Consider the following 21,718-nt stretch of genomic DNA (forward strand, 5'->3'; position numbering starts at 1 on the left):
CGCTTACTACGATATAAAAATGTAATCTAAAACTTATTAACAAATTCTTAAATTTAAGATATTTTTTTGCGAAATCTTCAATAATCCCCTAATTTTGCACACCCATTTTACGGGATTAACAAAAATACAATGTATGGTGACTGAGGTAGTTAAAGCAAAAGAACTTCAAAAATTAGACCCTGTTTTTGGACAGTTATCCTTCGATAACCATGAACAAATCGTTTTTTGCAACGACAAAGATACAGGATTAAAAGCAATAATAGGAATTCATAATACCGTTTTGGGACCTGCCTTGGGAGGTACCAGAATGTGGCAATATAACTCTGAGTGGGACGCTCTAAATGACGTACTACGTCTTTCCCGTGGAATGACTTTTAAAAGCGCCATCACAGGTTTGAACCTAGGTGGTGGAAAAGCCGTAATCATCGGAGATGCCAAAACCCAAAAAACTCCAGAACTCATGCTTCGTTTTGGAGAGTTTGTACACTCCTTGGGAGGAAGATACATTACCGCAGAAGATGTTGGGATGATGACCAGCGACATGGACTTGGTAAGAACAGTGACTCCTTATGTTACAGGTATTTCTGAAGAAAAGGGAGGAGCCGGAAATCCTTCCCCGATTACTGCTTATGGCGTATTCATGGGAATGAAAGCTGCTGCCAAGTACAAATTCGGAAATGACAACCTAGAAGATAAAGTAATCTACGTAGAAGGGATCGGAAACGTAGGAGAGGCTCTGGTAGAGCACTTGAGTAATGAAGGTGCTAAGGTATTCATTAGTGACCTGAGCCAAGATCGTTTGGAAGAAGTACGCGATAAGTACGGAGTATCCATTTACGAAGGGAACAACCTATATGCGGAGGACATGGACATTTATGCTCCTTGTGCCTTGGGTGCGACAGTGAATAATAAGACAATTAATACCCTAAAAGCAAAAGTAATCGCTGGTGCTGCCAATAACCAATTGGCAGATGAGCACATTCACGGGACGCAACTTCGTGAGCGTGGTATCGTATATGCTCCAGACTTTTTAATCAATGCTGGAGGGATCATTAACGTGTATGCCGAATTGGAAAACTACGGTAAGCAAGAGATCATGCGTAAGACAGAAAATATCTACAACACAACGCTAGAGATTTTGTCGAATGCAGAAACCAATGAGATCACCACACATGAAGCTGCTTTCCACATTGCACAATCTCGAATCGATACACGAAAAAAAGAGCGTTAATTTTAGATAGAATGCATATCTTTACAGCGCATTTCCATGAGGGGATGCGCTTTATTTTTAATCCCTTAGTAAGTTCTTTTTAATGATGCTAACCAGAAGACATATAAGAGTAAAAGTTTTACAATCGTTATATGCATTTTATCAATCCGAAGATCAAGATCTAGATAAACAAAAAAAATTCCTGGCTTATAGCATCTCACAAATGCAAGATCTCAATGCATTGCTACTAAAATTGATGGTGGCCATTCGGGATCATGCCAATGACTATTTGCAGAAGTCGCAAAAGAAACACCTTGCCACATCCGAGGAAAAGAACCCAAGCCTTGCTTTTGTTAACAACAAGGTCATCCAGCTTATCGAAAAACATGAAGGGCTGTCCGAATACTTGAAAAACAGAAAGTTGGACAATTGGGAAAACGATGATGAGTATGTTGCCATACTTTTCAATGAGTTGAAAAAGCAGGATTGGTATGGGGAATACTTGAGGGAAATCAGTACCGATTTCAAAACAGATAAATTACTCGTAAGCAAGCTATACAAGGAGGTGATCGCCCCTAATGACAAATTGTACGAGTACCTCGAAGACCATCGATTAACGTGGTTGGACGACTTCCCATTGGTGAATACTTCCATCGCCAAAATGCTGGATAAAATCGCCGAGAAGAAAGCCGATACGGTCTTTTCACCTCAATTGTATAAGAATGAGGAAGACCGTGAATTCAGTGCTGCGCTGCTTCAAAAAGTGATACTGAATGACGATAAATTGGCCGAATGGATCGATGGTAAAACCCCTAATTGGGATAAGGAACGGATTGCCGAAATAGACATGATCATTCTGAAGATGGGAATTGCTGAATTCCTTTATTTTCCTAGTATTCCCGTGAAAGTAAGTATCAATGAATACTTAGAGATTTCTAAAGAATATTCCACTCCAAAAAGTAGCCTTTTTATTAATGGAATCTTAGATAAATTAGTGAAGGAACTGACCAAGAATGGCGATTTGAATAAAATAGGCCGGGGTCTTCGCTAGAAATAAAAAAATGGTTACTTTAGCGATTCCTATAACTTAAATAAAAAATAATGAAAAAATCAATTTTATTACTAGCAGCAATTGCAATGGTTGCTTTTACTTCTTGTAAGGATAAAGCAGCTGACAAAGTAAGTGAAGAAAACGTTGCTGCTGCGGCAGAGAGAGATGCTGAGGCAGGAAAGTTTCCAGTAATGACTTTTGACGAAACTGAGTTCGATTTCGGAACTATCGATCAGGGAACTCCCCAGGAGCATATGTTTAAGTTTACCAATACTGGTGAAGCAGACTTAGTAATTGTTGATGCTAAAAGTAGCTGTGGATGTACTGTTCCAGAATATCCAAAAACTCCAATTGCTCCAGGAGCAACAGGAGAGATGTTGGTGAAGTTTAACGGAAGTGGTAAAAACCAAGTTAGCAAAACCGTTACCATTACTGCCAACACAGAAAAAGGAAAAGAGACTATCAAGATCAAAGCCTTCGTAAATCCTAAAGAAGGTGCTGCTCAAGGATCTCCAATCCAAACGCAATAATATTTAGATATAATATATTTTAGATGGATCAATCGTTTTTAGGCCCATTACTCTTATTTAGTGTTTTTATCATCTTCTTTATGGTACTACCACAAAGGAAGAGAATGAAGCAAGAAAAGAAGTTTTTTAGCGAATTGAAAAAGGGTATGAAAGTGGTCATGGGTAGTGGTCTTCATGGAAAGGTTTTAGAACTGAACGACGATGGCACCTGTATCATTGAAACAGGAGCTGGAAGAATGAAGTTCGATAAAACGGCCATTTCTGTTGAAAAAACCACCAAGCTCAACGCTCCAGCTAAGTAATTATATACGATATAGCATAAAAAAACCTTCAGTTTTCACTGAAGGTTTTTTTATATTCTGTACTAAGGGATTAGAAGCGATATCCTACCGAAGCTCCGCCCCTAAAGAAACCTTCTGGCCCAGCATCATCGTCGCCAAAGTAACGTCCACCTCCAATAGAAAGTTCCACAACGAATCCATTACGGCTTACCCATTTTTGACCAATCGCAAAACCGATTCCAAATTTGGTCCAATCCTCTTCAACGACACGTTCGGGCTCAAAGAGATACAGTGTGTCGGTTCCACCACCTACTTGCAATAGTCCCTCGGCAAAGAACCCTTTGGCTCCATAGTCTTGCCTGTTGAAAAAGTACTGACGATAATAAGGAGTTACCGCCCATTCTTGATAACCGTCTGTATCCTCATCTTGGAAACCGAAAAAAGCCGATACCCCGGCTCCAGAGAACTTGCTAATAATGTACTCATAGCTTACATCGATAGCGGGAACGATAAGCCCTTCCAAAGCATCGATTCTAAATTCATGTTTTGGATCGGAATCTAAGTGGTACGTTTCGGTTTCTTGCGCCATAGCAAAGGCGGTCATACCCATAAGAAATAGGGTGAGGATTTTCTTTTTCATAAATATTGGTTTTAGATTTTAATGGGAAGACAGTTCACAAGAACCATTCCATTATCACTTCGCAACGTTTACGGCTATGTTAACAATTACTTCGATAGCTTTTTGCATGCTTTCTACGGGCACATATTCGTAACGTCCGTGGAAATTATGGCCACCTGCAAAGATATTAGGGCAGGGAAGTCCCATAAAACTTAATTGAGATCCATCGGTTCCACCGCGAATGGGCTTTATGATAGGAGTGATGTCGGCCTGCTTCATGGCTTCTTCGGCAATATCTACAATGTGCATTACAGGTTCCACCTTCTCGCGCATATTGAAATACTGATCTTTTATATCGATACTTACACGCTCTCCTGGGTATTTTCCGTTAAGTTCGTCCACGATGCGCTGCATTTCTGCTTTGCGTGCTTCAAATTTGGTTCGATCGTGATCTCGGATGATATACTGTAGCTCCGTACCATCTACTTCACCATTTACACTGTACAAATGATAGAATCCTTCACGTCCTTCTGTTTGTTCTGGAGTTTCAGTACGGGGCAATGCATTTATAAACTCTGTTGCGATATACATACTGTTCACCATTTTTCCTTTGGCGTACCCAGGGTGCACAATTTTACCTTTTACCTTCACCACAGCACCGGCTGCATTGAAATTCTCATATTCCAATTCCCCGATCTGACTTCCATCCATGGTATAGGCCCAGTCCGCCCCGAACTTCTCCACATCGAATTTATGTGCGCCACGACCAATTTCTTCATCTGGAGTAAATCCTACACGGATTTTCCCATGCTTGATTTCAGGATGCTGAATGAGGTATTCCATGGCCGAAACGATTTCGGCAATGCCCGCCTTGTCATCAGCTCCTAAAAGCGTAGTACCGTCTGTGGTGATCAAGGTATTTCCTTTGTACAATAATAGGTCTTCAAATTCTGAAGGGGAAAGGACCAAGTCGGTTCCTTTTAAAGGAATGTCCTGCCCATCATAATTCTCAATAATTTGAGGGGTTACATTGGCTCCCGTAAAATCCGGAGTGGTATCAAAATGGGAGATGAACCCAATCACTGGAACTTCCTTATCAATATTACTGGGTAAGGTAGCCATGATATAAGCATTCTCATCGATGGTGACGTCTTCCATACCGATGGCTTTCAATTCTTCGGCCAAAGCATTGGCCAAATCCCATTGTTTCTCACTACTTGGAGTGGTATCGCTATTGGGGTCACTTTCGGTATCTACGGTTACGTATCCAATAAATCTATCGATGAGGTGTTGCTTGTCTATCATGCTTTAAAATTTAGTTCTACAAAATAAAGGAATACCTCCCTAAAAATTCTGCCGTTTTAGTACTATTTTTGCAGCACATTTTCAACAACTATGTACAAAGCTATTCTGCGACCACTGCTTTTCTGTTTCGATCCCGAAAAAGTACACCATTTTACCTTCTCACTTGTCCGGTTCTGCCACCGATTGGGAATGGGCGGATTGTTCAAGAGCATCTATAAAGTGAATGACCCACGATTGGAACGAAAGCTGTTCGGACTTACCTTCCCAAATCCCGTGGGATTGGCCGCTGGTTTCGACAAGGATGCCAAATTGTACAAGGAACTTTCCAATTTCGGATTTGGTTTTATTGAAATTGGTACTGTAACACCCAAACCTCAAGGAGGGAATCCAAAAAAACGATTGTTCCGATTAAAAAGTGATAGCGCTATCATTAATAGAATGGGGTTCAATAACGGCGGTGTGGAAGAGGCTGTTGAGCGCCTTAAAAAAAACAAGAATGTACTTGTTGGTGGAAATATAGGGAAGAACAAGGTAACACCCAATGAAGAAGCAGTGAACGATTATGTGATCTGTTTCGAAGCCCTTTTTGATTATGTGGATTACTTTGTGGTAAATGTGAGTTCTCCCAATACGCCCAATCTAAGGGAGCTTCAGGATAAGAAGCCCCTTACCGATTTGCTGAATACCCTTCAGCAAAAGAATGCGTCCAAACCCCAACGCAAACCCATCTTGCTTAAAATCGCTCCCGATCTAACAGACGAGCAGTTGTTGGATATCATCGATATCGTAAATGATACCAAAATTGATGGAGTGATAGCCACCAATACCACCATTTCCCGTGACGGGCTTACTTCAGAAAATAAAAAGGAAATGGGTGGGCTTAGCGGAAAACCGTTAACCCAACGCTCTACAGAAGTCATTCGATTTTTATCCGAAAAAAGCAACAAAGCCTTTCCTATTATTGGAGTAGGAGGGATTCATACCGTGGAAGATGCTTTGGAAAAAATCGAAGCCGGCGCAAGTTTAGTTCAACTGTACACCGGCTTCATTTATGAAGGCCCTACTCTGATAAAGGCCATCAATAAGGGGATGCTTACAATTTAATAAGTCGCGACACCGATTCCTGTTTGGAATCGCTTATGGTCTTTACGAGATAAGCACCACTTGGTAGGGCACTAATATCTACTTCAACCGTCTGCGCATTTATATTTTCCTTTTTCAATACTTGGGCCCCTAGAACATTGTATACGCTTATGCTTTGCAATGAATTTGTATGGGACACAGTAAAACGGTTTTGAGCCGGATTGGGATACAATGTGATCTTGTTTTCGGCAAGATCATTGGTTCCCAAAACCGATTCTAATGTTATTGTCAACGTTCCTATGATTTCCGAAGAGAAAGGAGTTATCCCTTGCAAACTAGAAATAGGCTCTTGCGGGTTGGTGTTCATATTACTTGAATCGTAATCCACACCACTGTCTGTACCAGCATCGATAGGATAGAGTTCGATTATGATTTCATCTTTCCAGTCGCCATTGCCATCCAAAAGGTCAATGCTGTTTACACCAATCATCCAGTCAGGACTGGGTGCTATCATAGAAAGCAGTGTTAGATAAGGATATTCTTCAGTGGTAACTAGATTATTTATTACCATTTGCCCGAGCGCTGTGCCCAAATTAGGCCCATTGATAGCCTGATTGGAGTATCCGTTTGAGATGGCAGCATCCACTTCATTAAAAAAGGCTGTATTGCTTCCTAATTCTGCGACGTCCTCAACACCTTCGGTTGCCAATCCGCCCATTTCCCAAAATACGACCCCGTCATTGTGGGTGGCGCCTACCAATCGCGACCAATGCGCATTGCTGGGAAGACTACCGCTGGAATGTGGGTGTGCTGCTTGGGACCAATTACTGTCGAAAACTACTGTATAGGTGGCCTCCGACTGCCCAAAGGAAAGTTGGGTGAAGGATATTAATAAGCTTAAAAAGAGTAATTTAATTTTCATAATAGTTGGGTTATAATGGGTATGTCGTTTTCATTGCTGTTCACTTACAACAAAAACATATATTTTTGGTGTATGCTTGAAAAACTTTACCTCTTTATTCCTGCTACTCTCGCTTTGGCGTTATCCCCTGGACCTGACAATATTTATGTACTTGCGCAATCCTTGGTGCATGGTACCAAGAGCGGTGTGGCTACTACGGCTGGACTTATAAGCGGGTGTATTGTTCATACGGCTTTATTGGCTTTTGGGGTTTCGGCCATTATTACCAGCTCCGATTCCCTGTTCTATGGAATTAAGGTGGCAGGTGCTCTATACCTATTTTACCTAGCCTATAAAGTGTTTAAAAGCCCAGCTTCTATTTCCTTAGCTACAAATAGCGTACCTAAAAAGAGTCATGGTCAACTTTTTAAGACTGGAGTGGTGATGAATTTGCTCAATCCGAAGGTGATGATCTTTTTTCTGGCGTTCTTCCCAGGGTTTTTATGGGACCCGAACGAAGGAACCGTAACCCAATTCTTTATTTTAGGAATTGTATTCATGGTCATTTCGTTTATTGCATTTAGCCTTGTAGCGTTGTTGGCTGGGAAAATTTCTACCTATTTAATGAAGAATCAATATGTAGGGGTGGTATTGAAGTGGCTTCAGATTGTTGTTTTTATAGGGATTGCCGTGTATATTTTGTTGCCATAAATTTCTTCTTTTTGGCATCACTTAACCTTGAGGGGATATTGTATATTTGATACAATGCAAAAAGTGAAAATTATAGAGTGCCCAAGGGATGCTATGCAAGGAATCAAAGATTGGATTCCTACCGACGCTAAAGTACAGTACATTCAGTCCTTGTTGCGCTGTGGGTTCGATACCATCGATTTTGGAAGTTTTGTATCCCCAAAAGCCATTCCTCAAATGGTCGATACTCGAGAAGTTTTGGCTGCCTTGGATTTAAGTCAGACGGAAAGTAAACTATTGGCCATTGTTGCCAATGTACGGGGAGCGCAGGATGCTGTGGTGCATCCCGAAATAGATTATTTGGGATATCCCTTTTCCATTTCGGAAAACTTTCAGATGCGTAACACCCATAAAACCATTGACCAATCCATCGATGTGCTGAAACAGATTTTGGAATTGGCCGAAGCTCATGACAAAGAAGTGGTCACCTATTTATCCATGGGCTTTGGGAATCCATATGGAGATCCTTGGAATGTGGATATTGTGGGCGATTGGGCCGAAAAACTTTCCGGCATGGGGGTGAAGATTTTATCTTTGAGCGATACCGTGGGAACCTCAACGCCCGAAGTGATCGAGTATCTGTATTCCAATCTAATTCCTAAATATCCTGAAATTGAATTTGGAGCTCATTTACATACCACACCTACTTCGTGGCACGAAAAGGTAGATGCCGCCTATAAAAGTGGATGCAGACGTTTTGATGGGGCGATTCAAGGATTTGGAGGTTGTCCCATGGCCAAGGATGAGCTTACCGGAAACATGCCTACGGAAAAAATGTTAAGCTATTTTACGGCGGCTAAAGTAGACACCAATATTAATACGATGTCTTTTGAAAGTGCCCACAATGAGGCTACCAAGATATTCAGTAAATACCACTAGGATGAAACGAACACAATACATTTGGTTGCTAAGCCTGTTATGGGTGTTCTCCTGTAAGACGGTAGAAAAAGTGCCGCAAAAAAAGGAGGACGATGGTAAGATCAGTTTCAAATTCGTGCAGGTAAACGATGTCTATGAAATTGCCCCTTTAAGCGGAGGGAAGTACGGAGGTATGGCGCGGGTAGCACATGTAGTAGATTCCATTAAAAAAGAAGAACCCAACACCTACTTATTTATGGCAGGGGATTTCCTGAACCCTTCTTTATTGGGAACCTTAAAGATGGATGGCGAACGTATCGCAGGAAGGCAGATGATTGACGTGATGAATGCCATGGATTTTGAATTGGTGACTTTTGGAAATCATGAGTTCGACTTATCGGAGGAAGTATTGCAAAAGCGAATGAACGAGTCCAATTTCTATTGGATGAGCGCCAATGTCTTTCAGCAATTGGAAGACGGTCCTAGATCCTTCAATTTTGTTCGGAATGGTGATTCCATTCCGGTTCCGGAAACCTATACAATAGCTCTTTCCGATAGTGATGGGACAACCATCGATGTTGGAATTTTCGGGGTCACTCTAGATTCCAACCCGCAAGACTTTGTGTTTTATGCAGATCACGTTTTGGAGGCCGAAAGTGCCGTAAGTAAATTAAAGTATCAGCAAAGCGATATTATTGTAGGCCTTACCCATTTAACGGTGGAGGACGATGTGGCTTTGGCCAATAAGTTCCCGAGCATTTCCTTGATCATGGGAGGACACGAACATAATAATATGCTAGTTCCTTCCAACAACGCAAAAGTGGCCAAGGCAGATGCCAATGCGAAGTCGCTGTACGTGCATACTTTTCAATATGATAAGAAGAAGGTCGCTTTGGAAATAGATTCTAAATTGGTTCCCATAGACGAAACCATTGCTTCCAAACCTTCCGTTCAGGTGGTGGTAGATAAATGGAACAAGATATTGGACGAACAAGTAAGGGAGGTCATCGCCGATCCTTATGAAGTTATTTTTCATGCTGATCCACCTTTGGATGGTACCGATAGCGCGAGTAGGGGAGTGCAGACTAATTTGGGTGGCTATATTACCAATGCAATGGCATTGAGTTTCGATGAGCCTACAGAAGGTGCTTTGGTCAATGGTGGATCCATACGAATAGACGATATGTTGGTGGGTGATGTTGTAAGCATGGATATTTTTAGGGTACTTCCTTTCGGAGGTGAGGTAATTAAGGTAGACATAAAAGGAGCCCTCTTAAAAGAGGTGTTGGACTATGGAAAATCCAAAGGAGGAACGGGAGCCTATTTGCAGCGATATGGTTTTGAGCAAAACCAACAAGGCGAATGGTTACTAAGTAAGAGAGATATTGAAGATACCGAAGTATATAAAATTGCCTTTAGCGACTTTTTGTTAAAAGGATTCGATATTCCTTTCTTAACTCCAGATAATGAAGGAGTCATTAAGGTGTATGAACCCAAGGATACAGAGGCCGCTGCCGATATTAGAAAAGCTGTTATCGAACATTTAAAAAGTATACGATGAAACGAATCATTAAATGGATCTTACGAATTGCCTTACTGGCATTGATCGTCATTCAGTTTATTCGACCTGAAAAGAACAACGGAGGGTATGATAGCCTATCTGCTTTCGAAGCAGAAACCAAACCCTCTACCCAAGTGGTGGAGATATTGAAAACCAATTGCTATGATTGCCATAGCGATCAGACCCAGTATCCTTGGTACGCCGAAATAGCACCTGTTTCCTATTGGCTAGATGACCATATTCGGCATGGGAAAGGAGATTTCAACATGTCCGATTGGGAGAGCTACTCTGTTAAGAAAAAGGACCATAAATTGGAAGAAGTCATCGAAGAAGTAAAAGAAGGACACATGCCTTTGGATTCCTACACATGGATACATGGCGACCTTTCCGAAGAAGATAAAAAAGCACTGCTACTTTGGGCCGATCTGGCCCGCATGAGCTATAGGGATGAGCTAAAAGTATCTGCTAACTAGCTTTAAAATAAAGTATTATAGAATTAACATAAAGTTTATTTAAAATTAATCTAAATAAACTTGTGTAAATGGTTTTCCAGATTTATTTTTGCGGCTGAAATAACAAACTATTTATATTCAGTCTAAATAACAATAAATGAAAAACCTAATCGCCTTTTTTGCCCTTTTAATTTGTGGAAGTACCCTGGCACAGACCGTTCAGGACTCCATAACATTCGATCCCCAAAAACAATTGAATGCTGCTCAGCGTATCCTTTCTGGAAACTATGGGAAGGCAGTAACTGTGGGGGCTTATGGTGAAATGACATACAATCAACCTGAAGCAGACAACGGAGAGTTGGACGTACAACGTTTGGTACTACTTTTCGGGTACAAATTCGATGAAAAAACCCAGTTCGTAACGGAAATAGAATTAGAGCATGTTGAGGAAGTTTTCGTAGAACAAGCGTTCGTAAACTATGCTGTTGGAGACAATGTGAGCTTACGAGGTGGTTTAATGTTGGTGCCCATGGGAATCGTCAACGAATACCACGAACCTACCACATTTAATGGAACAGAAAGACCTGCAGTAGACAATGTGATTGTTCCCACTACCTGGAGAGAGTTAGGGGTAGGGGTTACCGGGCGTTTCCCAGATGCTTCTGTTTCATATCAAGCCTATATTTTCAACGGATTTAAATCGACCGCAAGCGATGGTGAAGATGGTGTTACCGGTTTCCTTAGGGGAAGTAGCGGATTGCGCGGAGGTCGCCAAAAAGCGATTAAGTCTACCGTAGATAGTCCAACATTCTCTACCAAAGTTGAATATTATGGTCTTCCGGGATTGCGCTTAGGGCTTTCTGGTTACTTTGGTCAGACGCAGGCTGCCGATGAGGTAGAGGACCAAGATGGTGCCAATATTGGTATTGCCATGGTTGGTTTCGATGCGCGATATGCTTACCAAAAATTCACCGCTAGAGGTCAGTTTATCTATTCTTCTTTAAGCGATACCGATAAATACAATGCCCTAACCGGAGGTGATTTAGGAAGTGCCCTAATGGGATACTACGGAGAAGTAGGATATAACCTATTGCCTCTGGGCGCAAAGCAAAAGTTATTTGCCTTTGCCCGATATGAAAATTACGATACTCATGCCAGCACCGAAGGTGGCTTGGCGAGAAACGATGCTTATAACCGTACCGATATTACTACTGGATTAAGTTACCACATTGCACCTGGTGTAGTGGTGAAGGGTGACTACCAGTTTAGAGATAATAATGTAGATGGCGGTGATGTAGATGATAGATTGAACTTCGGTATCGGAGTTTGGTTCTAGTATAAGAAATACACACAGTTTGTTTTATAATTTGAAGTGTTGATAGCCCAAAGGCCTCCTATGTAAGTAGGAGGTTTTGGCGTATTTCTTTTTTTCTGAAATGAATAAATAATACCTTTGTAAACCGATGAAAAGAATCTTAGTTCTTACCGTTTTTTCGCTCTGTTTTATGGCTTTTTCAGTCCCTAAGAAGATTGCTAAAAAAGCAGATAAAGTCATCGCCAAGTTCTACGAAACAGATGATTTTACCAAGAAACCCATTGTAATATCCGAGGAAGCAAACCAAGACACACCTTCCCATTTCGGTACAGATAATTTCTTCGTTATAGAAAGTGAAGGAAACTTTTTGGGGTATGGTTACATAGGTAATGCTCCCAGCAAGACAGCTACTTACGATTACCTAGTGCTTTTCGACAAGGATTTTATCGTTGCGAAAAGTAAGGTATTGATATATCGCGAGGAATACGGAGGTGAAATAGGGAGTAAACGCTGGCTAAAACAGTTTAATGGGAAACCTGCAGGGCATTCAGAATTGAAGTACGAAAAAGATATCATCCCTATTAGTGGCGCGACCATTTCCGTGCGTTCCATGACCAAGGCAATGAATGATCTTTTAAAGAGCTTGGGGACCCTTCAAGAACTTAACGCTCTATAAATGGAACTCCACGGACGGATCCATACACTTCCCATCTATGTAAAGCGATTTATTGCGGCCTTCGTCATTGTATTAAGTGTGGGTTATTTTACAGGGCTTCAATTTGTCCGCCAGACCGATAGCGATAACCCTAGCGGTATTGAGGAGAATTACCTCGGGAATGAAGAGGTAGAAGAGGTCACTGTCATGAAGTTCAAAAAAGGGGAGCGCGAAATGCTCACCATTTTGCACACCCATATTCTTTCCATATCCTTCATTTTCTTTTTATTGGGAGGTTTGGTTTCACTTACTTCGATTCCTAAGAAATGGAAGGCTTTTTTAATGATAGAGCCCTTTTTCTCCATTATTCTCACTTTTGGTGGGATCTATTTGCTGTGGAAAGGTTGGCTTTGGATGAAGTGGGTAGTCATGATTTCCGGAAGCCTTATGACGCTGGTATATGTCATAGGAGCCCTACTGGTATTGATCCAGTTATTCAAGAAAAAATAATTACCGTTGTTACAGGCCGTTCTTAGGCCAGATTAATCCTAGCCCTATTTGTTTTCTTCCTCTGCTGCGAAAGTTTCAATATCCCTATCAAAAAGATAGTAGCCGGATTTGTCATCACCAATGATGTTCAGTTTGTCCAGGAGGGTACGGGCGGTGGCTTCTTCCTCTAATTGTTCGGTTACGTACCATTGCATAAAATTATGCACATTGTAATCCTTTTTGTCCAAGCACTCAAAAATGATCTTGTTGATTTGTTCGGTAACGAAGATTTCACTGCCCAAGAATTTTTCAAATAGGTCCAACAAAGAAGCAAAACTGTCCTTGGGTTGCTCCAATGAGGGAATTATGACAGTTCCTCCTCGTTCATTAACGAACTTTATTAATTTGATCATATGTAAGCGTTCTTCGTCGGATTGGTCGTAAAAGAAATTCGCTACGCCACTAAATCCGTTAGCATCTGCCCAGGAAGCCATGGCCAAATACTGCATGGAAGCTTGGGCTTCGTATTTTATCTGATCGTTTAAAAGATTTTCTATAGATGAGTGCATGATAAACAGGTTTGTTGAATTATGTAGTAAAGATACCAATCATTATGTCAGAATCTGTTACCCGATGATTCTTTTGCATTATGGAGTGATCGAAAAATGATATAAGATGGAAGTAAGGCTTCTTTCCGTTTCGATTTCTTTCTGGCCAAGGACCGGTCCAATACTTTCGGCAAAACAAAAACCCGTCAGAAAGACGGGTTTTTTATGATTCCATTAAATGTTATCTATTCTATGCTTGCGCTTGCGGTGCCCAAGAGGCACAAAGCATGCCGGGTGCAGCTTTGTCTGGGTTGGCGCAGTCTGTGTTTTCGTATCGGGAGCAGGTAACGCAATTCCGCTCGTCCTTTAAAGCTGCCTTCATTTCGAAGCTGTCACAGGTATAATGTGTGTTAACGATCACTTTGTGTTTTGCACAAAGATTTCCGTCCATTAAGTTATCACAGTTGATACAGTTGTGTGCGAGTCGTATAGCCATATCTCAAATATTTTAGTTCATAACAATTATATAACCTAAAAGTAATGACCTAACTGTGTAGAAACAATTTAAATAACTGTTTCTGAGGAATTTGAATTTAGATTGCTTAAAAATAAAGGGTTTCGGGAAGTCTTTTGCTTATGAGAATCGAGTTCAATAATGCTGTTTTGGATGTTATGAAACCTCTTAATTTCCAATTTTTCCGAATGTGGGATAGAGGCTGTAAAAGTGTCGCGAATTAGTTGTATATTTGCACGCAATTAAATAGTAACCACTTCCGGAACTTCGGAACTTAAATTTAATTGCAATGACTGCACACAACAACAAAATTCTAGGAGAAGGCCTTACTTACGACGATGTACTTTTAGTGCCTGCCTATTCTGAAGTTTTACCTAGGGAAGTTTCTATTAAAACCCAATTTACGCGTAACATTTCGTTGAACGTTCCTATCGTTTCCGCTGCTATGGATACGGTGACCGAAAGTGCCATGGCCATTGCTATTGCACGAGAAGGGGGAATTGGCGTATTGCACAAGAATATGACCATTGCCCAACAAGCCATGGAAGTAAGAAAAGTGAAGCGTGCAGAAAGTGGTATGATCCTAGACCCGGTTACCCTAACGAAAGATGCTACCGTAGGGGATGCCCAGAACACTATGCGTGAGTATAAGATTGGGGGAATCCCGATCATAAATGGTGAAAAAAAATTAATCGGAATTGTTACCAACCGTGATCTACGTTTCGAAAAAAACTACGAACGTGAATTGAGCGAAGTAATGACTTCCGAGAATTTGGTGACTACTGGAAAAGGTACTTCGTTGAAAGATGCCGAAACCATTCTTCAGGAAAACAAGATTGAGAAACTACCAGTAGTAGAAGAAGATGGAACCCTTTTGGGATTGATCACCTTTAGGGATATTACCAAACTCACTCTAAAACCCATTGCGAATAAAGATAAATTCGGAAGATTACGTGTAGCGGCTGCCTTAGGAGTAACCGGAGATGCCGTTGAGCGAGCGGAAGCCTTGGTGAATGCACAAGTAGATGCTGTAATTATAGATACGGCACACGGACATACCCAAGGAGTGGTAAGTGTATTGAAAGAAGTAAAAAAGAAATTCCCAAAGTTAGACGTGGTTGTGGGTAACATTGCAACTGCCGAAGCTGCCAAATATTTAGTAGAAGCGGGTGCCGATGCCGTTAAGGTGGGAATCGGTCCTGGATCTATCTGTACGACCCGTGTGGTTGCAGGGGTTGGATTTCCACAATTCTCTGCCGTCCTAGAAGTAGCGGCGGCCATTAAAGGAAGTGGTGTTCCAGTAATTGCAGACGGTGGAATCCGTTACACAGGGGACATTCCCAAAGCGATCGCTGCAGGAGCGGATAGCGTAATGTTAGGGTCTCTATTGGCCGGAACAAAGGAGTCGCCAGGAGAAACCATTATATACGAAGGACGTAAGTTTAAAAGTTACCGCGGAATGGGATCTGTAGAGGCTATGAAACAAGGGTCCAAGGATCGCTATTTCCAAGATGTGGAAGACGATATCAAGAAATTGGTGCCTGAGGGAATCGTAGGTCGTGTGCCTTACAAAGGGGAATTGCATGAAAGTATGACACAGTTCATCGGCGGATTACGGGCCGGAATGGGATACTGTGGAAGCAAGGATATCGAAACCCTTAAGGAAACGGGAAGATTTGTGAAGATTACCGCTTCCGGTATTCATGAGAGTCATCCGCATGATGTTACCATTACCAAGGAAGCTCCTAATTATTCCAGGTAATAAAGACAAGACATAAAAAAAGCGCTCAATTTGAGCGCTTTTTTCGTTTATATAAGAGTTGATTATTCTCCTTCTTTTACCTCGATACCCATTTCCTTTAATACGGCGATGGTTAGGTCGAAACGATTATCTACATACACCACATCATTGTTTCGAAGTAGTACTTGGGTATAGCCTTCGGCTTGGGCTACCTTTTCCAGAGCAGCTCCCAATTTGGTGTATAAGGGTTGCATATACTCTTCGCGTTTTAGCACGATCAGCTGATTTCCGTTCTGTTGAAACTTGGTGATATCATTTTCCATCCCAATAATGGAATCCTGTCTAGCCTTGCGCTGATTGATAGTCAACGTAGCTTCATCTGCTGTATATTTCTTGATTTCCTCTTGGTAGGCATTCATCTTTTTCTGAAGATCGGCTTCCAATCCTTTTCCGTAATCTTCTACTTGCTTCTGTACGTTATTTATTTCGGGCATTTTGCTCAATACAAAATCAACATCGATCGTTCCCACTTTGGTTTGGGCCTGTGCGAAACTACTAACGCATACCAGCAAAAAAATAATTCTCACTAACTTCATAGGATATAGTTGTTTAAATTCGCCGCAATGATACTATAAAAATCGCGGTTTTAGAAATCTTTTATCAAGTTGTTAACGTGACTTCAAATTCCATTCCACGATTGCATCACACTCTCATTCACCCATTAATCCATTAAATCATTACTTCATTCAATCATTAACTCATTCACTCATTGTAAAGCTGTCCTCGGTGAGGTTTAAGTCGTTGCCTTAAGTCTTCCATGTGTTTGCGCTCCACTACAAGATACGCCCGTGAGAACATATCCGATACCTTTTCGGTATCACACAGGGTGTTTTCCAAACCTTCGGCAGCTATAAATTCTCTTAGGTGAATGACATGATGTTCGGCTGTGGGGTGGGCATTGGGGCCGCGAAACTCCCAGATCATTTTTATGCGTTCCATTAGGATTCTTCGGTTACCGAAGTGCCTTTTTCGGCGAAGTTTTTAAAATCGGTCAGGTATTTTAGCGATTGTTTTTTGAAAGCGCCGGGCATGAGGAATCCCATTAGTTTCATACCAAATCCCGCAAATTGAAATTCACTTTCGCTCACCCATCGCGTTTTTCCTTCTGGCGTTTCGTGAAAGAAGTTCTGCTGTATGTTGTGAACTCCTTTGGTGTCATAATTGGCGTGGAATTCTGAAGGAAAATTATTTTTTGTAATGGTTTCGGTCAATACCATTTGCCGTTTCCCCATTTTGTATTCCAATTCCATTTTGGCACCTTCTTTGCCAGGAGTACCATCGAGAAGTTTGTAATTTACCAAGCCACGCTGCCAATGCCTCATATTGTCTGGGTTGTCCAGCTTTTGGATCACTTCTTCACGGGGGAGATCTATGATAATTTCGGTGGTATATTTCATAACGAAAACGCTTATTTGGTTCAAAAATACAAGGTACACAAATTTTATGACGAAAAGAATACCATATATGGGTTTGATAACGTTCTGTTAAGGTACTTGTACAACCCTAGCTTTTTTATATTTTTGCGTGGCTTCAATTAAAAAAATCGCTACAAAATGAATAAACTACTTTTACTTATTGTTGCTCTATTCTTATCAATTTCTTCGGGTATAGCGCAAAAGAAGAATGATGTGCTTATGACCATTAACGATAAACCCGTTACTGGCCAGGAATTTAAAAGGGTCTACACGAAAAATCTGGATTTGGTTCAGGACGAAAAACAACGTACCGTAGAGGGGTACTTGGACTTGTTCGTGGATTACAAATTGAAGGTAGCAGAAGCATTCGAACAGAAGTTGAATGAAAAACCCTCATACAAAAGGGACTTTTCCAAATACGAGGAGCAGCTTTCCCGTAATTACATATACGAAGATCAGGTAACCGAAGAGCTTATCCGTGAGGCTTACGAACGCAGTCAGGAAGAAATAGATGCCTCGCACGTTCTTATCATGTGCAATTTTGACGCCACCCCACAGGATACCTTGATTGCTTACAACAAAATAAAAGCGATTAGAGCAGAAGCCTTATTGGGAGAGGATATCAACAAATTGGCTGAGTTGAAAGGAGAAGAACCAGGAAGGGAAAAGAGCAAAGGAAAGCTGGGATACCTTTCGGCATTTGCAACTGTATATCCTTTCGAAAGTATGGCCTACAACACACCCGTAGGGCAGGTTTCCGACATAGTGCGCACGCAGTACGGCTATCATATCATTAAGGTACACGATCGCAGAAAGCGTCTACCCCAAATTGAAGTGTCGCACATCATGCTATCTTTTAGAAAAGACAATTCGAACAATGCCAAGGAGAGAATTAATGATATCTATTCCCTTATCGAACAAGGGCAGTCTTTCGAGGAATTGGCCAAACAATACTCCGATGACCAAGCTACGGGAATCAATGGAGGTAAAATGCGACCTTTCGGTAAAGGAGAGCTAAGAGCCCCTAATTTTGAGAATGCAGCTTACGACTTGGTAAATAGTGGAGATGTTTCCAAACCTATTAAAACCAGATTCGGTTGGCACCTTATTAAATTGAATAAGAAAGGGACCGATAAGACCTTCGAAGAAGCCCGAGAAGAGATCGAGATGAAAGTGAAGAATGGGGATCGTGCAAAAATGGTAACCAATGCTGTTAAGAATAAACTGAAGGAAAAGCTTAATTATACGATGGACGGAGATCTTTCCTTCTTCGAGACTTTTCTTGGTGATGAGGTATTGGATCGTAAGTGGGAATACAAAGCAGTACCTGAGGCAGACAACAAGGTGTTGTTCTCTATGGGAGGTACGCAAGTATCCTATGATGATTTTGCCAAGTACGTGGGAGAGCGTCAGCGTTTGGCTCGACCATATACCCAGAAATCGACACTTATAAATGCCTATTTCGATGAGTTTGAAACCAAAAGATTGAAAGAGGTTTTCAGAAAGAAGTTAGAGGAAACCAATGAGGAATACGCATCTATTATAAGTGAATACCGTGACGGATTGCTCATTTTTGAGGTAATGTCTAAGAACGTTTGGGACAAGGCCAAGGATGATTCGTTGGGACAGAAAGCGTATTTCGATAAAAACGTTGCCCAATACCAATGGAAGGAAAGGGTAGACACCGAGATTTTTACTACCCATGATGCTTCAAAAGCCAAAAAAATGAAGGAGATGTTGGAGAAAGGAAAAAGTGGAGATGAGATTCGCGAAGCCCTAAAGGAAGATGATAAGGTGACGGTAATTGTAACCGATGGTAAGTTCGAATTGGGAGATTCTAAATTACCGAAAGGATTTGTTGCCAATCCTGGTATTTCAGATATCTATGAGCAAAATGACTCCTTTACCGTTGTGAAAGTAAAAGGAATGGTGCCTGCAGGTCCCAAAGCCTTCGATGAAGTAAAAGGAAAGGTAATAAGCGACTATCAGACCAGTGTAGAGAGCGAATGGATGGAGTCCCTTCGTAACAAGTACAAGGTAGAATTGAACAAGAAAACCTTGAAGAAGCTTAAAAAGGAATTAGATTCGTAAATGCATAGACAGGCAGTCTTTTATGTAGTGCTCATTTTTGTAGTGACCGCCTGTGATTACTTTAAGCAGGAGGACCCTAGGACCCCTATTGCTAGAGTGAACGATTCTTACCTCTATGAAGAGGATATTGAGGATCTCATTTCAGAAAGCACTTCGTCCGAAGACAGTGCGCTTTTGGTTTCCAGCTACATCAATCGTTGGGCTACCCAACAATTGCTTATGGATCAGGCGAAGATCAACCTCTCCGATGATGAATTGGCGGAGTACGATCGACTCATAGAGCAGTATAGAAGCGACTTGTTTACCGAAGCCTATAAAAGCAATATTGTTTCCCAGCAATTGGACAGTGTCATTTCCGATAGGGAACAGGAAGCGTATTACGAAGCCAATAAGGAGAATTTCCGTTTGAACGATGAGCTCGTACAGCTTCGTTATATTCACGTGGCCGAAAATTTTGGCGATCTTGCCGATGTTACTGAAAAACTACAGCAATTTGAGGCCGAAGATATTGCTTCCTTGAACGAATTGAGCATACAGTTCAAAGCCTATAATTTCAATGATTCCATTTGGGTGAAAAAGGAAGCTGTCTTTAAGGAATTGCCCATCGTGATGGAATCGGAAAGCGAATTGTTAAAAAAATCAAATTTTGCGCAGTTGCAAGACTCATTAGGAGTATATTTGGTGAAAATAGAAGATGTGCTGTACCGCAACGATATAGCCCCACTTTCATTCGTTGCGCCTACAATAAATCAGATCATTTTAAATAAGAGAAAACTAGAACTCATAAAGAATTTAGAAAAGGATATTACTAAAGATGCAATTAAGGACAAAAAATTCGAGATCTACCCATATTACTAGTTGGTTTACCCTACTGTGTATGCTGGCCTTTATAACGGTTAGTGCTCAGGAAGTAGTTATAGATAGTACCAAAGTGATACAGGATGCAGTTCCCGTAGCGGTGACCAAGGATACGGTAAAACCGTTTAAGCGGTATAAGGCAGAAGGGGTTTCTGCCGTAGTAGGAGAATATGTGGTGTTGGATAGTGACATTGACAAAAGTTACCTTGAGCTAAGAGAGCAAGGAATTTCTATTGAAGATGTAAGCCGCTGCCAGTTATTGGGTAAATTAATGGAGGACAAGCTATATGCGCACCATGCCAAGCAGGATAGTTTGTTTGTAAGTGATATCGAAATTACACAGCGAATCGAGCAGCAGCTTAACTATATCATTGGTGAATTTGGTGGTGATGAAGAGAAAGTAGCTGCCTTCTATAAAAAAGAAAGTATCGAAGAGTTGCGTAAGGAATTGTTTGCAACCAATAAAACCTTAATGCTTGCTGCCGAAATGCAGCGTAAAGTGGTGGAAGATGTTGAGGTAACTCCAGAAGAGGTACGTCAGTTCTTTTTCTCCATTCCAGAAGACGAGCGCCCTATTTTTAGTGCAGAGGTAGAAGTGGCCCAGATTGTAATCGAGCCCGAAGTTACAGAAGAAGCCATACAGGAGGTGATCGATAAATTGAACGTATATCGTCGCGATGTAGTTGAAAACGGAATGAGTTTCTCCACCCGAGCTGTGTTATATTCCAAAGATCCAGGATCAGCTTCTAAGGGAGGATTGATCAAGGGAATCAAGAAAAATGCACCCTTTGCCAAGGAATTTAAGGATGTCGCTTTTTCCCTATTGAAAGGGGAGGTGAGCGAACCTTTCGAAACGGAATTCGGATACCACATTCTTATGGTAGATGAAATCCGCGGACAGGAAGTAGATGTACGTCACATTCTGTTGTTCCCAGAAGTCTCTCAGGAATCGATAGATGATGCCCAGAAGGAGATTGAGGAAATCCGCGCGAAGCTTGCTTCTGGCGAATTGGAATTTGCAGAAGCGGCCCGTGAGTTTTCCGATGAAAAGGAAACCCGTAACAATGGAGGTCAACTGGTGAATCCACTTACCTTCGATACCCGTTTCGATCTTACCAAAATGGATCCTACCTTAAGTGCGCAGGTATATAATTTGAAGGAAGGGGAAGTGTCCAAGGTGTTTACCGAAAGAGATAGAACAGGGAAGAGTTCTTTCAAGGTGCTTACGGTGACCAAGAAATACGAAGAACATCCTTCCGATTTTAGTAGGGACTATGAAAAGATTAAGGATTTGGCTTTGAAAGAAAAGCAGATTCGTGTGATCGAGAAATGGCAGAACAAAAAGATCATGGACACCTACGTGAATGTAAATCGTGACTATACCGAATGTGCTTTCCAAAGCAATTGGTTGAAAAATACTAACTAAGCCAC

24 protein-coding genes are annotated in these 21,718 nt (G+C 41.4%); 16 read left to right on the forward strand and 8 right to left on the reverse strand.

Going from position 1 to position 21,718, the window contains the following annotated elements; translation table 11 throughout:
- Positions 1 to 133 precede the first annotated feature (133 nt).
- The 4 genes from POV27_RS19950 to yajC all read left to right on the forward strand — a co-directional run bounded on the left by POV27_RS19950 (position 134) and on the right by yajC (position 3,093).
- Positions 134 to 1,231 carry a Glu/Leu/Phe/Val family dehydrogenase gene (locus POV27_RS19950; protein ID WP_272864563.1) on the forward strand — a complete coding sequence of 366 codons (1,098 nt, stop codon included), beginning with the start codon at positions 134 to 136 and terminating at the stop codon, positions 1,229 to 1,231.
- 202 nt (positions 1,232 to 1,433) lie between these two features.
- The gene (gene nusB / locus POV27_RS19955) at positions 1,434 to 2,261 is read left to right on the forward strand and encodes a transcription antitermination factor NusB (RefSeq protein WP_336375853.1); all 828 of its coding nucleotides are present in this window, start codon (positions 1,434 to 1,436) and stop codon (positions 2,259 to 2,261) included.
- A 50-nt stretch (positions 2,262 to 2,311) separates the two neighbouring features.
- A complete protein-coding gene (locus POV27_RS19960) occupies positions 2,312 to 2,791 on the forward strand; it encodes a DUF1573 domain-containing protein (RefSeq protein WP_272864564.1) in 480 nt (159 codons plus the stop codon).
- A 23-nt stretch (positions 2,792 to 2,814) separates the two neighbouring features.
- Positions 2,815 to 3,093 carry a preprotein translocase subunit YajC gene (yajC, locus tag POV27_RS19965; RefSeq protein ID WP_272864565.1) on the forward strand — a complete coding sequence of 93 codons (279 nt, stop codon included), beginning with the start codon at positions 2,815 to 2,817 and terminating at the stop codon, positions 3,091 to 3,093.
- A gap of 70 nt (positions 3,094 to 3,163) precedes the next feature.
- Here yajC and POV27_RS19970 read toward each other — a convergent pair whose 3' ends face one another.
- Together POV27_RS19970 and pepT are read right to left on the reverse strand one after the other, a co-directional pair.
- Positions 3,164 to 3,712, reverse strand: a complete 549-nt coding sequence (locus POV27_RS19970; RefSeq protein ID WP_272864566.1) for a DUF3575 domain-containing protein — start codon at positions 3,710 to 3,712, stop codon at positions 3,164 to 3,166.
- Between the two features lie 54 nt (positions 3,713 to 3,766).
- Positions 3,767 to 4,996 (reverse strand): peptidase T, encoded by a 1,230-nt coding sequence (pepT, locus tag POV27_RS19975; RefSeq protein ID WP_272864567.1) that lies wholly within the window; start codon positions 4,994 to 4,996, stop codon positions 3,767 to 3,769.
- Between the two features lie 90 nt (positions 4,997 to 5,086).
- On the opposite strand from pepT, the gene POV27_RS19980 reads away from it, so the two are divergent.
- Positions 5,087 to 6,100, forward strand: a complete 1,014-nt coding sequence (locus POV27_RS19980; RefSeq protein WP_272864568.1) for a quinone-dependent dihydroorotate dehydrogenase — start codon at positions 5,087 to 5,089, stop codon at positions 6,098 to 6,100.
- On the opposite strand, the gene POV27_RS19985 is transcribed toward POV27_RS19980, so the two are convergent.
- Positions 6,090 to 7,001 (reverse strand): T9SS type A sorting domain-containing protein, encoded by a 912-nt coding sequence (locus tag POV27_RS19985; RefSeq protein ID WP_272864569.1) that lies wholly within the window; start codon positions 6,999 to 7,001, stop codon positions 6,090 to 6,092. The genes POV27_RS19980 and POV27_RS19985 overlap by 11 nt on opposite strands.
- Before the next feature lie 72 nt (positions 7,002 to 7,073).
- Here POV27_RS19985 and POV27_RS19990 point away from each other — a divergent pair, with 72 nt between their 5' ends.
- From POV27_RS19990 to POV27_RS20020, 7 genes are all read left to right on the forward strand, one after another.
- On the forward strand, positions 7,074 to 7,691 hold the full coding sequence (locus POV27_RS19990; protein WP_272864570.1) for a LysE family translocator: 618 nt from the start codon (positions 7,074 to 7,076) through the stop codon (positions 7,689 to 7,691).
- A 54-nt stretch (positions 7,692 to 7,745) separates the two neighbouring features.
- A complete protein-coding gene (locus POV27_RS19995) occupies positions 7,746 to 8,609 on the forward strand; it encodes a hydroxymethylglutaryl-CoA lyase (RefSeq protein ID WP_272864571.1) in 864 nt (287 codons plus the stop codon).
- Position 8,610: 1 nt separating this feature from the next.
- Positions 8,611 to 10,149 carry a bifunctional metallophosphatase/5'-nucleotidase gene (locus POV27_RS20000; protein ID WP_272864572.1) on the forward strand — a complete coding sequence of 513 codons (1,539 nt, stop codon included), beginning with the start codon at positions 8,611 to 8,613 and terminating at the stop codon, positions 10,147 to 10,149.
- Positions 10,146 to 10,622 carry a heme-binding domain-containing protein gene (locus POV27_RS20005; protein WP_272864573.1) on the forward strand — a complete coding sequence of 159 codons (477 nt, stop codon included), beginning with the start codon at positions 10,146 to 10,148 and terminating at the stop codon, positions 10,620 to 10,622. Before POV27_RS20000 ends, POV27_RS20005 begins: the two co-directional genes overlap by 4 nt.
- Positions 10,623 to 10,758: 136 nt before the next feature.
- Positions 10,759 to 11,937: a hypothetical protein gene (locus POV27_RS20010; protein ID WP_272864574.1), complete on the forward strand. Its 1,179-nt coding sequence runs from the start codon at positions 10,759 to 10,761 to the stop codon at positions 11,935 to 11,937.
- A gap of 127 nt (positions 11,938 to 12,064) precedes the next feature.
- Positions 12,065 to 12,592: an FMN-binding protein gene (locus POV27_RS20015; protein WP_272864575.1), complete on the forward strand. Its 528-nt coding sequence runs from the start codon at positions 12,065 to 12,067 to the stop codon at positions 12,590 to 12,592.
- Positions 12,593 to 13,081, forward strand: a complete 489-nt coding sequence (locus POV27_RS20020) for a hypothetical protein (RefSeq protein ID WP_272864576.1) — start codon at positions 12,593 to 12,595, stop codon at positions 13,079 to 13,081.
- Between the two features lie 44 nt (positions 13,082 to 13,125).
- Here POV27_RS20020 and POV27_RS20025 read toward each other — a convergent pair whose 3' ends face one another.
- Entirely contained in the window at positions 13,126 to 13,629 is a 504-nt protein-coding gene (locus tag POV27_RS20025; RefSeq protein WP_336375854.1) for a ferritin, read from the reverse strand.
- 229 nt (positions 13,630 to 13,858) lie between these two features.
- A complete protein-coding gene (locus POV27_RS20030; RefSeq protein ID WP_272864577.1) occupies positions 13,859 to 14,104 on the reverse strand; it encodes a hypothetical protein in 246 nt (81 codons plus the stop codon).
- A gap of 307 nt (positions 14,105 to 14,411) precedes the next feature.
- Between POV27_RS20030 and guaB the strand changes: the two genes are divergently transcribed.
- Positions 14,412 to 15,884, forward strand: coding sequence for an IMP dehydrogenase (gene guaB / locus POV27_RS20035; RefSeq protein WP_272864578.1), 1,473 nt, complete (start codon positions 14,412 to 14,414; stop codon positions 15,882 to 15,884).
- 62 nt (positions 15,885 to 15,946) lie between these two features.
- Here guaB and POV27_RS20040 read toward each other — a convergent pair whose 3' ends face one another.
- From POV27_RS20040 to POV27_RS20050, 3 genes are all read right to left on the reverse strand, one after another.
- Positions 15,947 to 16,459 (reverse strand): OmpH/Skp family outer membrane protein, encoded by a 513-nt coding sequence (locus tag POV27_RS20040; protein WP_272864579.1) that lies wholly within the window; start codon positions 16,457 to 16,459, stop codon positions 15,947 to 15,949.
- Between the two features lie 166 nt (positions 16,460 to 16,625).
- Positions 16,626 to 16,862 (reverse strand): hypothetical protein, encoded by a 237-nt coding sequence (locus tag POV27_RS20045; RefSeq protein WP_272864580.1) that lies wholly within the window; start codon positions 16,860 to 16,862, stop codon positions 16,626 to 16,628.
- Entirely contained in the window at positions 16,862 to 17,320 is a 459-nt protein-coding gene (locus tag POV27_RS20050; protein WP_272864581.1) for an SRPBCC family protein, read from the reverse strand. Before POV27_RS20050 ends, POV27_RS20045 begins: the two co-directional genes overlap by 1 nt.
- A 156-nt stretch (positions 17,321 to 17,476) precedes the next feature.
- Here POV27_RS20050 and POV27_RS20055 point away from each other — a divergent pair, with 156 nt between their 5' ends.
- Genes POV27_RS20055 through POV27_RS20065 form a run of 3 tightly spaced genes read left to right on the forward strand, consistent with a single transcriptional unit; the run spans position 17,477 to position 21,713 of the window.
- Positions 17,477 to 19,429: a peptidylprolyl isomerase gene (locus POV27_RS20055; RefSeq protein WP_272864582.1), complete on the forward strand. Its 1,953-nt coding sequence runs from the start codon at positions 17,477 to 17,479 to the stop codon at positions 19,427 to 19,429.
- Positions 19,430 to 20,287, forward strand: a complete 858-nt coding sequence (locus tag POV27_RS20060) for a peptidyl-prolyl cis-trans isomerase (RefSeq protein ID WP_272864583.1) — start codon at positions 19,430 to 19,432, stop codon at positions 20,285 to 20,287.
- Between the two features lie 19 nt (positions 20,288 to 20,306).
- Positions 20,307 to 21,713 (forward strand): peptidylprolyl isomerase, encoded by a 1,407-nt coding sequence (locus tag POV27_RS20065; protein ID WP_272864584.1) that lies wholly within the window; start codon positions 20,307 to 20,309, stop codon positions 21,711 to 21,713.
- Positions 21,714 to 21,718 lie beyond the last annotated feature (5 nt).

The sequence above is a fragment of the Aureisphaera galaxeae genome (genome assembly GCF_028561275.1).
Taxonomy (GTDB): domain Bacteria; phylum Bacteroidota; class Bacteroidia; order Flavobacteriales; family Flavobacteriaceae; genus Aureisphaera; species Aureisphaera galaxeae.